This window comes from Psychrobacillus sp. 05T411 (genome assembly GCF_056396485.1).
Window position 1 is genome coordinate 14,880 of sequence record NZ_JBFTLO010000039.1, and the last position, 12,520, is coordinate 27,399.

Annotated in this window: 10 protein-coding genes; 7 read left to right on the forward strand and 3 right to left on the reverse strand. The window is 37.1% G+C overall.

Translation table 11 applies throughout. The features are described 5' to 3' along the window. Positions 1–27 precede the first annotated feature (27 nt). The 3 genes from AC1DFT_RS19065 to yugI all read left to right on the forward strand — a co-directional run bounded on the left by AC1DFT_RS19065 (position 28) and on the right by yugI (position 3,180). Positions 28–585, forward strand: a complete 558-nt coding sequence (locus AC1DFT_RS19065) for an RNA polymerase sigma factor (RefSeq protein ID WP_478160952.1) — start codon at positions 28–30, stop codon at positions 583–585. Continuing rightward, a complete protein-coding gene (locus AC1DFT_RS19070; protein WP_478160954.1) occupies positions 575–2,731 on the forward strand; it encodes a hypothetical protein in 2,157 nt (718 codons plus the stop codon). Before AC1DFT_RS19065 ends, AC1DFT_RS19070 begins: the two co-directional genes overlap by 11 nt. 77 nt (positions 2,732–2,808) lie before the next feature. Beyond that, positions 2,809–3,180 carry a S1 domain-containing post-transcriptional regulator GSP13 gene (yugI, locus tag AC1DFT_RS19075; protein WP_478160956.1) on the forward strand — a complete coding sequence of 124 codons (372 nt, stop codon included), beginning with the start codon at positions 2,809–2,811 and terminating at the stop codon, positions 3,178–3,180. Between the two features lie 36 nt (positions 3,181–3,216). Here yugI and AC1DFT_RS19080 read toward each other — a convergent pair whose 3' ends face one another. Beyond that, positions 3,217–4,539, reverse strand: a complete 1,323-nt coding sequence (locus AC1DFT_RS19080) for an AAA-type ATPase lid domain-containing protein (protein WP_478160958.1) — start codon at positions 4,537–4,539, stop codon at positions 3,217–3,219. Positions 4,540–4,674: 135 nt separating this feature from the next. Between AC1DFT_RS19080 and pruA the strand changes: the two genes are divergently transcribed. The 4 genes from pruA (at position 4,675) to AC1DFT_RS19100 (ending at position 10,072) form a co-directional block, all read left to right on the forward strand. After that, entirely contained in the window at positions 4,675–6,219 is a 1,545-nt protein-coding gene (gene pruA / locus AC1DFT_RS19085) for an L-glutamate gamma-semialdehyde dehydrogenase (RefSeq protein WP_478160959.1), read from the forward strand. Positions 6,220–6,300: 81 nt separating this feature from the next. Further along, positions 6,301–7,497 (forward strand): ornithine--oxo-acid transaminase, encoded by a 1,197-nt coding sequence (locus tag AC1DFT_RS19090; RefSeq protein WP_478160960.1) that lies wholly within the window; start codon positions 6,301–6,303, stop codon positions 7,495–7,497. A gap of 79 nt (positions 7,498–7,576) precedes the next feature. Further along, positions 7,577–8,821 carry a Glu/Leu/Phe/Val family dehydrogenase gene (locus tag AC1DFT_RS19095; RefSeq protein WP_402821411.1) on the forward strand — a complete coding sequence of 415 codons (1,245 nt, stop codon included), beginning with the start codon at positions 7,577–7,579 and terminating at the stop codon, positions 8,819–8,821. A gap of 87 nt (positions 8,822–8,908) precedes the next feature. Continuing rightward, positions 8,909–10,072: an iron-containing alcohol dehydrogenase gene (locus AC1DFT_RS19100; RefSeq protein WP_478160962.1), complete on the forward strand. Its 1,164-nt coding sequence runs from the start codon at positions 8,909–8,911 to the stop codon at positions 10,070–10,072. 222 nt (positions 10,073–10,294) lie between these two features. Here AC1DFT_RS19100 and AC1DFT_RS19105 read toward each other — a convergent pair whose 3' ends face one another. Next, on the reverse strand, positions 10,295–11,284 hold the full coding sequence (locus AC1DFT_RS19105; RefSeq protein ID WP_478160964.1) for a cation diffusion facilitator family transporter: 990 nt from the start codon (positions 11,282–11,284) through the stop codon (positions 10,295–10,297). 17 nt (positions 11,285–11,301) lie between these two features. Beyond that, positions 11,302–12,021: an MgtC/SapB family protein gene (locus AC1DFT_RS19110; protein WP_478160966.1), complete on the reverse strand. Its 720-nt coding sequence runs from the start codon at positions 12,019–12,021 to the stop codon at positions 11,302–11,304. Positions 12,022–12,520 lie beyond the last annotated feature (499 nt).

Below are 12,520 nucleotides of genomic sequence, written 5' to 3' on the forward strand. Positions count from 1 at the left end.
TACAACAAGAGAGAGCGAGGGGGAAAAATGCTTGATAGCGAATTAATTGTGCGTGCGCAAAAAGGCGATAAAAAAGCATATGCAGAGCTAATCCAAATACATCACCGGACGGTAGAAAAGTTTGCTTATCAATGTGGTGTGAAAGTAAATGATCTACCAGATGTTACACAAGAAGTATTTGTTAAGCTATATCGCTTTTTACATCAATTTAAGCATGAGCGTTTTACGACCTGGTTATACAAAATAACGTTGAATACAACAAGAGATTATTACCGGAAGGAATCGAGAGAAAAAGCAAAAGAAGAAAAAATGACGCAAATTGATATTACAGCTTATAGTGCAAAATCAGCAGAAGACAGAGTTCTAGTTTTTGAAGAAGACCGAGAACTACATAAAGCAATTCAGTCATTAGATGAAAAATATCGCCACCCTATTATTCTTTTCTATTTCCACGAACTATCATATGCACAAATAGGAGAAGTACTAAATGTTCCAATTTCAACGATTAAAATAAGATTACTTCGAGCGAAAGGTCATTTGAAAACTGCCCTGGAGATGAACGGAGGTGCTGAACATGGACGATAAACAACTAGAAGAACGTTTATATTTATTGAAAGACTCATACGAACGAATCCAGACAAAAATTGTTGTAGATGACATATTAAACAAACTAGATGAAGTACCACAAGTAAATGAAAAGAAAAACAAAGGAACGAAGTGGCAACGACTAACAGTTTGGGCAGTAAGTATCGCAAGTGTGTTCATTATCACTATTCTTGGTGCCAGCTTTTTAAATGAAGCGAACAATATAACTACAGATGAAAAGGAATACACCGAACAGGATATTGAAAAATTAGTACAAAGCTATACAACAGAACGACAGAAACGACAAAAACAGCTTGAAATGTCAGAAGAGGCGTTTTCGAGTTTAGGATTTGTCCAGTACGCAGACACCATATTTTCAGCTCAAATCAGCCCGGGTACTTTAGAAGGGAAAAATGATGAACTATCCATTGAGGAAGCTTATGTAAAAGCAATTGAAGGGTTAAAGCTTCCATCTGAAATGGTAAAAGATGTGAAAAAGAAAGGAAAGTTGGATGCACAAGAAAGTATTATTTTTGTAGATGATTTCATTGCTAAAACAGAGTACTTAATAGAATACTACGATTTTAAACTTTGGGAACATAAAGAGGTAGTTCAAATTGCCACGTTCAACGATAAACCAAGCGCACATGTATTTATTTCCAAGAGAAATGAAATGCCAGAGGAAATACAAACTTTGATCAAAATATTACCAGAGCAAGGTTTAAAATTGGCGGTAAATGATGATGAGAATGGCTTCCTGATTCGACCAGCGTGGAATTTTCTTTATGGAGAAATAGAAAATGCTTTAAATGAAAATGAGTTTTCGTATTTGAGCCTTTATAACGACATGCCTGGATACAATGGTGTAAGGACGTTATTGCGTGAGCAACCCGTATCTTCTTTAAGTTCTTATGTAAGTACTATGGAAAAAACTTTGTTAAATACGGATGACTCATCAGCTATACATCACAGATTCGAAAATTACTATTTTGAATTAACGGAACAACTACTATTTCCAGAAGATTCAAGTGGAGTATTTAACGAAAATAATGAAGTTAAGCCACATGCCAGAATGGTTTGGGAGTCATTGGCTAACTTATCTGGAATTTCACCTTTAGGTACTTTTTTTAAACCATTAGTTACTTCGATGGAGGCTAATGGATGGAAATATAACGCAATCTATAAAGGGTTAAACATTGACCAACTAAGAACCTATTATATTCAGGCTCTTGATGGAGAGCTTGATATTAAGAAGTTGGATTGGGAAAGTATTTTGCCACAATCACTAGTTAGCAATCTCCCTGATGCAATTGACCATAATGGGTTTGGAGAATTGTATGATAAGTTTAATGAGGACTTTGATCCACTGGTACTGCATGGCATTGATCCAATTAGTATTGCTCTTTTATATGAATATGCAAGCCTTCAAAACAACCATGAAATGATGTGGAACTTAATTAGTGAAGCAGCTATTTTAAGTTGGAATAAGAATGCCTTTTTGAAAGAGCCAACTGTTAGAATTAATATTCCACAGTCAGCGGACAGTATGTATTATCATACGTTTCAAACTAAAAAGGACAAAGGAATATTAACGACAACATTAGGAACAGAAATAGAAGGGAAAATAGAATTTTACATTCCATTTAGACTGGATAGTGACGGTATTTGGCGTTTAAATATCTCCAAGTACGTTAATGTTGATGAGACAAAGGAGCCGGAAGTAGACGTCAATGATGATTTTATTAAACGTGTGCACCATTTATACAAACAGTTTGCAGGGACCTATGACCAAAAAGTATTAAAAGATGCAACTGCAAGTGAAATAGTTGGGCTATATTACTATACAGAACAGCTGGAAGACTATGTGACACAATATGAGCTGTACATTAAGGGAGATAAGCATCTAACTATTTCGAAAGAAGAGTTTTTAAGTGCGGAACATTCGACTCCTATTGAAGTTACAAAGTTGTTTACACATATTAGATTTGAAGAAAACAAAGTAACAAATTCCACGGAAGATAGATCAGGTGTTGCGTATTTGACTGTTAACCGGGATAGGCTGGAGGAAGAAAATGACTTTATGTTAGGATTCCAGCTCATTCACACTGAAAATGGTTGGAGAGCTGCCTTCATGCCAACACAGTGATTTTTGCTAGCGAGCTGACCCATATGTTATAATTTACCGTGACTATAACGTATATAAAGAAAGTAGGAACGGGTATTATGACAAAAACTTATAAGGTAGGAGATGTGGTCAGGGGCAAAGTAACTGGCATTCAGCCTTACGGAGCATTCGTTAGTTTAGATGAACATACACAAGGGCTTGTGCATATTTCGGAAATAACCTATGGATACGTGAAAGAAGTAGCAGAGTTTTTAACAGTTGGTCAAGAGGTCGAAGTGAAGATTCTTGAAATAGACGATGAGGCCGGAAAAATTAGTTTGTCCATTCGAGAACTACAAGAAAAACCAGTTGTTCCAAAAAGAGAAGACAAACCTCGTAAAACACTTCAAGCACGTGTAGACGAACATGATGTCGAAGGCTTTAACACTTTAAAAGAAAAACTAGGCGAATGGATTAAAAAATCAATCTAACCGCTCTGTGGGCAAATAAAAAAATGGAAGCAGCTCTTACTGAGGAGTGCTTCCATTTTTCATTTTACGTAACCGATACTGTAAATTTTGGCGACTCATCCCCAGGGCTTCTGCAGCTTTCGTCACATTGCCATCGTATTTATCCATTGCCTTTTGCAAATAATATACTTCCGCTTCGCGTAAATAGGCATCTAAAGGAAGTAATTCTTTATCAGACGACACAACAAAATCCTCTGCTTTTTTTGATGACTCATTTAAATCTTGCACCTTTAACTTAAAATGTAAAGGCAACATATCGATTCGCAAAATACTCTCCGTTGTAATCATCGAACTAATCTCATCTAAAATTAACTCCAGTTCCTTTAAATTACCTGGCCAATCATAACTTAAAAAAGCCTGAATAACCTCATCTTCTATTTCCTGAATAGTGGAGCCATAACGATTTAAATACCGTTGAAAATAATCTTCCACAAAAGGTATTATGTCATCGGTTCGTTCACGGAGCGGCGGAATATTAATCGTAACAGTAGTAAAGAAATAATACAGTTCCTTGCTTAGTTGATTTTTTGCGATTAAATCAATCGGATCTAATCCAATGCTTGCAATATATAAGTTTTGGCTATTACTATTGGCGTTTAAAATGTCCAATAGCTTATTTTGTAAATCGATGGATAATAAATCGATTCTTTCACAAAATATAGTGCAATTAATTAAATGCGCTAGTTCTTTTTCAAATTTATTAATCAATTGCATATCCGAACTATGACAATACAAACTGATAAATTGTTCATTCGGAGGAGAAAGTTGATGGTGAATCGCTTCAGCGATTAGGTCTTTCCCAGTCCCAGCTTCTCCTGTGAGTAGTACAGGCATTCGCACATGGGCAGCCTTAATAGACCGTTCTTTAACATCTTTCATAAGCTGAGAAGCGGCTGTAATAGTGGAGAGTGTAATCGCTTCGTTATATCTTTTTAGAGGCTGGTATATGAGCCGTTCTAATGTTGTGATATCTCGAGAGAATTCAATAGCACCGATTAGTTTACCATTCTCTAAAACAGGGTATGTATCATTGATGGTAGTAATTTCTTGTCCATTTCGATTCCAATACGTTTGTTTAACACGTAGTACAGGTTTTTTGCTATGCAGCACTTTTAGTAATGTACTGTCTTGTTGCTCAAACTGAAAAAGGTCCAATATGGAGCGATCGACTACATCAACGGAATTTAGTCCTTCGATTTCTTTCATTTTTTCATTGTAAATAATCGTTTTACCGAATATATCTACTGCGTGAATCCCTACAGATACATGTTCTGTAGCAAATTTATAAAAAGGGAGAAGCTTACTCAATTGGTCATTCATCTAGCTCACCTCAAAAATATTTTAACATTTTAAAATTTAACACTTGAAAAACGCAACAATCTTTTGCATTATTATATATGTAAACGATTTAGAAACGCAAATTATTTTTGCACTAATTATTAAAGGAGGATTTACATGTTACCTTATAAACACGAACCATTCACAGACTTCTCGAAAGAAGAAAACAAACAAGCGATTAAAGAAGGATACAAAGTAGTTGAAGCATACTTAGGCGAAGAGTATCCATTAATCGTTGGTGGAGAGCGTATTACAACAGAAGGTAAAATCACTTCTTATAACCCGGCAAATAAAGAACAAGTAGTAGGTGTTGTTTCAAAAGCAACAAAAGACATTGCTTCAAAAGCGATGGACATTGCAGATGAGACGTTTAACACATGGAAAAAAGTAAAACCAGAAGTACGTGCAGATGTACTTTTTAAAGCAGCGGCAATTATGCGTCGTCGCAAAGCAGAATTCTCTGCCTTACTATCAAAAGAAGCGGGTAAAACGTGGGTTGAGGCTGATGTTGAAGCTGCAGAAGCAATCGATTTCTTAGAATATTATGGTCGTCAAATGTTACGTTTAAAAGATGGTATTCCAGTGGAAAGCCGTCCAGGCGAGTATAACCGCTATGACTATATTCCATTAGGAGTAGCAGTAGTTATTTCTCCATGGAACTTCCCATTTGCAATTATGGCTGGTACAACAGTTGCAGCATTAGTTGCTGGTAATACAGTATTGCTAAAACCTGCATCAACAACACCAATCGTTTCTTATAAATTTGTTGAAGTATTAGAAGAAGCTGGTATGCCTGCTGGAGTAGTTAACTTCATCCCTGGTTCAGGTGCTGAAATAGGTGACTTCTTAGTAGAACACCCACGTACTCGTCTAATCAGCTTCACAGGTTCTCGTGACGTTGGTTTAGGAATCGTTGAAAAATCATCTAAATTGGCAGATGGTCAAATTTGGATTAAACGTACGATCCTTGAAATGGGTGGTAAAGATACAATCGTAGTAGATAAAGAAGCTGACTTAGAATTAGCTGCTCAATCTATCGTAAAATCTGCATTCGGTTTCAGTGGTCAAAAATGTTCTGCATGTTCTCGTGCTGTAATTGTGGAAGATGTATATGATCAAGTAGTAAATCGAGTTGAAGAGTTAACAAAAGCATTAACGGTTGGTATTCCTGATAATGATGAGCACTTCGTTGGTCCAGTTATCGATGGTTCTGCATTCAACAAAATTATGGAATATATTGAAATTGGTAAAGGTGAAGGTCGTTTAGTCGCTGGTGGTACTGGTGATGATTCAGAAGGTTACTTCATTCAACCAACTGTCATTGCAGACCTTTCTCCAACTGCACGTATTATGCAAGAAGAAATCTTTGGACCAGTTGTTGGTATTACAAAAGCAAAAGATTTTGACGAAGCGATTGAAATTGCAAACAACACTGAATACGGCTTAACAGGTGCTGTTATAACAAATAACCGCATGAACCTAGAAAAAGCTCGTGAAGATTTCCATGTAGGTAATCTTTACTTCAACCGTGGATGTACAGGTGCAATTGTAGGATACCAACCATTTGGTGGATTTAACATGTCCGGTACAGATTCAAAAGCTGGCGGACCTGATTATATCGTTCTGCATATGCAAGCGAAAACAACTTCGGAAATGCTTTAAGTCGAGATAGTAAATTACATTAAATAGGCAGGCGCATCGAGGATGAGTCTGCCTTTTTAAAAAGAATCGGGGGAAATATACATGACAAACTCACAACATGTGATGGATCAAACAGATAAATTTGGTGCAAATAACTACAATCCACTTCCAATCGTTATTTCAGAAGCAGAAGGTGTATGGGTAAAAGATCCAGAGGGCAATAAATACATGGATATGCTATCTGCATACTCTGCAGTGAACCAAGGGCATCGCCATCCGAAAATTATTCAAGCATTAAAAGACCAAGCAGATCGTGTTACATTAACATCTCGCGCATTTCATAATGACCAATTAGGACCATGGTATGAAAAAGTGAGTGAAATAACAGGAAAAGAAATGGTATTGCCGATGAACACTGGGGCAGAAGCGGTAGAAACTGCATTTAAAGCTGCACGTCGTTGGGCTTATGACGTAAAAGGTGTTGCAGAAGATCAAGCGGAAGTCATTGCATGTAATGGTAACTTCCATGGTCGTACAATGACAGCAGTATCGCTTTCATCGGATCCAGAATACAAACGTGGCTTTGGACCAATGTTACCTGGTATTAACTTAATCCCTTATGGTGATTTAGAAGCACTTAAAGCTGCTATTACACCAAATACTGCAGCATTTTTAATCGAACCAATTCAAGGAGAAGCAGGAATTCTAATTCCACCGGCTGGATTTATGAAAGCAGCTTACGAACTATGTAAAGAAAATAATGTGCTGTTTATTGCAGATGAAATTCAAGCAGGTCTTGCACGAACTGGTAAAATGTTTGCTTGTGAGTGGGAAGATGTAAATCCGGATATGTATATTTTAGGTAAAGCACTTGGTGGTGGGGTATTCCCAATCTCATGTGTAGTTGCTGACCGAAGTGTACTTGGTGTGTTCAATCCAGGATCACATGGCTCTACTTTTGGAGGAAATCCTTTAGCATGTGCAGTTTCTGTTGCTTCATTAAATGTGTTAACAGATGAAAAACTTGCAGAACGCTCATTAGAACAAGGCGAATACTTTATGAATGCATTAAAAGAAATCCAACATCCTTCTATTAAAGAAGTTCGTGGACGTGGATTGTTCATTGGTATGGAATTAACAGAAGAGGCGCGCCCATATTGCGAGCAGTTGAAAGAACTAGGGTTATTATGTAAAGAAACGCATGATACAGTCATCCGTTTTGCACCACCTTTAGTGATTTCAACAGAAGAACTAGATTGGGCTATAGACAAAATAAAAAAAGTATTTAGCAATCAGTAAATCGTAGACAAATAGCAAGTAATTTATGTTACAATGATTCCGAAGAAATAATTATGAATTAAAGAGGCGAAATAATCAAATGGCTGAAAATTTAAACCTGTTCACATCAACCCAGGCTGTCATTAAAGAGGCTCTGCAAAAATTAGGTTATGACGAAGCAATGTATGAATTACTGAAAGAACCACTTCGCATGATGGAAGTACGTATTCCAGTAAGAATGGACGATAATACGGTAAAAGTATTTACTGGCTACCGTGCTCAACATAATGATGCAGTTGGACCTACAAAGGGTGGGGTACGTTTCCATCCGGCGGTAACGCAAGAAGAAATGAAAGCACTTTCTATGTGGATGACATTGAAAGCTGGAATCGTTGATCTTCCGTATGGTGGAGGTAAAGGTGGAGTAGCTTGTGATCCACGTGAAATGTCTATGGGAGAAATCGAACGATTAAGTCGTGGTTATGTACGTGCAATTGGTCAGATCGTAGGACCAACAAAAGATATCCCGGCTCCAGATGTGTTTACAAATGCACAAATTATGGCATGGATGATGGACGAATATAGTCGTATGGACCAATTCAACTCTCCAGGTTTTATTACAGGTAAACCACTTGTACTTGGCGGATCGCAAGGTCGTGACCGCGCTACAGCACAAGGCGTTACGATTGTTATTAACGAAGCAGCTAAAAAACGTGACATCGATATGCAAGGTGCACGCGTAGTTATCCAAGGTTTTGGTAATGCTGGAAGCTTCTTAGCTAAGTTTTTGAGTGATCAAGGTGCAAAAGTTATTGGTATTTCTGATGCATACGGAGCTTTACATGATCCAAACGGTTTAGATATCGATTATTTATTGGATCGTCGTGATAGCTTTGGTACAGTAACTACATTATTTGAAAATACAATTTCTAACCAAGAATTATTAGAGTTAGATTGTGATATATTAGTTCCAGCTGCAATTGAGAACCAAATTACCGCTGAAAATGCGCATAATATCAAAGCTACTATTGTAGTAGAAGCAGCAAATGGTCCAACAACTTCTGAAGCTACTAGAATCCTTTATGATAGAGGTATTTTATTAGTTCCTGACGTATTAGCAAGTGCTGGTGGAGTAACTGTATCCTACTTTGAATGGGTTCAAAATAACCAAGGTTATTACTGGACTGAAGAAGAAGTAAATGAAAAGCTAGTGAAGAAAATGGTAGAAGCATTTGAAAATATTTATGAAGTAGCAACAACTCGCAACATTAATATGCGTTTAGCAGCGTATATGGTAGGGGTACGCAGAACGGCTGAAGCATCACGCTTCCGCGGTTGGGTGTAATAGTTTGTCACACGTAAAAACCGCTTGTAAAAAATACAAGCGGTTTTTACTATCATGAAAGAGATAGATTTAAAGGAGGAAGTTACAGTGAATGCATTCTCATTTTATAATCCGGTAAAGTTAATATTCGGTAAAGGGCAATTAGCTAAATTGCCAACCGAGCTTGCTAATTATGGTCAAAAAGTTCTTGTAGTATACGGCGGTGGTAGTATAAAGAAGAATGGGCTATATGATCAAGTTATGGCAGCCTTAAATGAAGCGGATATGCAAGTATTTGAATTACCAGGTGTCGAACCGAATCCTCGACTTTCTACAGCAAAGCGCGGAGCAGAAATTTGTAAAAAAGAAGGAATCGACGTTGTACTAGCAGTTGGTGGCGGTTCTGTAATCGATTGTACGAAACTAATTGTAGCTGCTGCAAAATATGATGGGGATGCTTGGGATTTAGTGACGCGTAAAGCAGTACCTAAAGAAGCGCTTCCATTCGGAACAGTTTTAACATTAGCGGCGACAGGTTCGGAGATGAATTCTGGTTCTGTTATTACTAATGAAGAAACACAAGAAAAATACGGATGGGGAAGTCCGCTTGTATTTCCGAAATTCTCAATTTTGGATCCCGTACACACATTTACGGTTCCGCTTGATCAAACAGTTTATGGAATTGTCGATATGATGTCTCATATGTTTGAGCAATATTATCATGAAGCAACAAACACGCCGGTGCATGATGAAATGATTGAGGGTGTCCTTCGTGCTGTGATTGAAACGGCACCGAAGTTGGTGAAGGATTTGGAGAACTATGAGTTACGAGAAACGATTTTATACGCAGGCACTTTGGGATTGAACAACTTCTTACGAATGGGTTACAACGGAGACTGGGCTAGCCATAATATCGAACATGCTGTATCTGGAGTATATGATATTCCGCATGCAGGAGGATTGGCAATAATTTTCCCAAGATGGATGCGTCATAACGTACATGTAAATCCAGAACGGTTTGCCAAATTAGCAGTAAAAGTATTTCATGTGGACCCAACTGGTAAAACGGCCGAGGAAGTTGCGTTAGAAGGAATTGATCGATTAGTAGCGTTTTGGACTTCACTTGATGCTCCAACTAACTTAGCAGATTATAATATAGATGATTCCCAAATAGACTTGATGGTTGAAAAAGCAATGGTCAACGGGGAATTTGGTAATTTTAATAAGTTGGACGCTGAGGATACAAAAGCAATTTTAACTGCATGTCTATAAGAAATGTGAAAGCGCCTATGTCTGCCCCGACAGGCAAATGAGAAAAAGCGAGGAGGCAGTTCCTCAGCCACCACAAGCGATTTTGTTTGCGACGAGCTTTGCGCAGGAGCAGCTTTTTCCCATTTGACCCCGAGTGGCAAGGCGCTGGAGCTAGATCGATTCTGAGTAAAAAGTTTATATTTTTGGTCTATAAAAAAGGAAAACACATGAGGGAGCAAACGCTCAATCATGTGTTTTTAATATTGTATGTTGATCTCTATGAGTGGTCCATGTTCTAATGCCATCATCTTCATCGAATGAGATGGTGACATCTGTTACTCCCTGCTGATTTAAAATAAGTTCTTTCAACACATCGTGAATATCATCTACTTTAGCGAACGAAAGAGTTGGATCAATTTCAGCAACTAAATTGACATGCAAAAATTCTCCTTCTTTGATTACTTCTAATTCTTTAATATCTTTTACATTTGGATTTTCGGATATGACATGTGCAATATGGACAAGCATTTGTTCATCCGTTTCTCCAAGAACACCCCTAGCATTGTCTAAAAATACTTTACCTACTACATAAAACATCATAACCCCAATGAGTATGGATGCAATACCTTCTGCTTGTAAAAACCCTGTGAAATGTGAGATTAATATAGCGATAAATGCAAGGATACCTCCAGCAGTGGCTACTAAGTCTTCCATAAATACCAGTTTCGTTGCTGGTTTTGCTCGGTTTAAATGAGTGATACTCGTAGTTATCGGAGCAAAGAAGCCACCTTTTATCCCTACATCGTGTAAAATTTCTTTCCCTGCTTTATAAAGAACAACAAATTCTAAAATAATCCCAATTCCTAACACGATTAAACTGATCGCTATACCACTAGAAGCTGCTGGATGCTGAATATGGTGCCAACCTTCTTTAATGGTCTCGTAAGAAAGGATGCCAACTAAAAGTACGGCTCCTAAACAAACGAGGTTAACTAAGCGACCAAATCCGTTGGGGAATCTTGGGGTAGGGGCTTTCTTTGACAAGGCGGAACCGATAAACACGAAAAATTGGTTCGCTGCATCCCCAATGGAGTGCATCATTTCTGCGAACATTGCTACATTACCCGTAAGGAAGAATGCTCCTGCTTTTAATGCAGCTATAATAGTATTTACAATTGCGGCGGTTAAAGAAGGTTTATTTCCTCCTTTTAGTAGTTTAAAAAATTCACTCATATTAATGACTCCTTTCATCATATAGATTCCACTTCTACAGTCTCAATAAACGATTGTTTTTTTATTGTATTATAAAATTCTACTGTATTTTTTGGGGTTACTACAGATAACCGCAAGTCCATTTCGTGCTTGATGATATTATTATCTAAAACAACATCTTTTATCCGAATACTTTCTATATAAAGACCGCTAGCTTGAAGAAAGTCATACACTTTACCGATATTTTCCGTATTGGAAACGATGACGATTAATGCTAATTCTTTTGATCTCAATCTTTTCGGTCCGATTTTCGCCAATAACGGTGGAATTATTTCAATGCCGATTAAAACGATACACACACTAAACGCCGCTTCAACGTAAAAACCGGCTCCTACGGCAATACCGATTCCACCTGCACCCCAAATCATAGCGGCAGTCGTTAGCCCAGTAATGCTATCATTCCCTCTACGAAGAATTACTCCTGCACCAAGAAAACCAATACCACTTACAATCTGAGCAGCTAAGCGAAGAGGATCCATTGTTATATTTATACTTTCGTTAGAGTGGGCTTTGTATGCAGATTCGATTGATATGTATGTGAGCAAACAACTAAATGTAGCGATAACTATACTTGTTTTTAATCCAACCGGTTTCTTTTTTAGTTCCCTTTCTATACCTATTATTAAACTTAATAATGCAGCAACGGTTAATTTGAATATTATTTCTGCACTTCCGCTTATGTTGGTCAACCATTCCATTATGTATTCCTCCTATATTCTTTAATCGATAAGTTGAGTATTTTTATATATATATGAGGAAAAATATCGACTTATATCATAATGAATTCTTTAGAACTCTATTGATATGTAATACCCACGAATAGCGAGTTTAATCCAATTAGTTATTAATATTACTTATGTTTATAAGTAGTATTAAATAGAATTTATAAATTTATTAAAGTTTTTTTAGAAAAAGGGTTGCTTTTTATTTTATAAACAGGTATATTAATACTTGTCCTTCGGAACGACAATCAAACAATTTGAAATGTTTCAAAAAAATGTTTGACATCTAATCCGAAAGAAGTTATACTAATAAAGTCGTCAAAAAGAAACGACAACATGAACATTGAAAACTGAACATGCAAAACGTTAAGAAATATAGCTTGAAAGATTAACTTCGGTTAACTTGATAGCAAAACAATTTTGACATCATTTAATGATGATGCCAGCAAAACAACATGAGCTTTTTAAGTTCTCT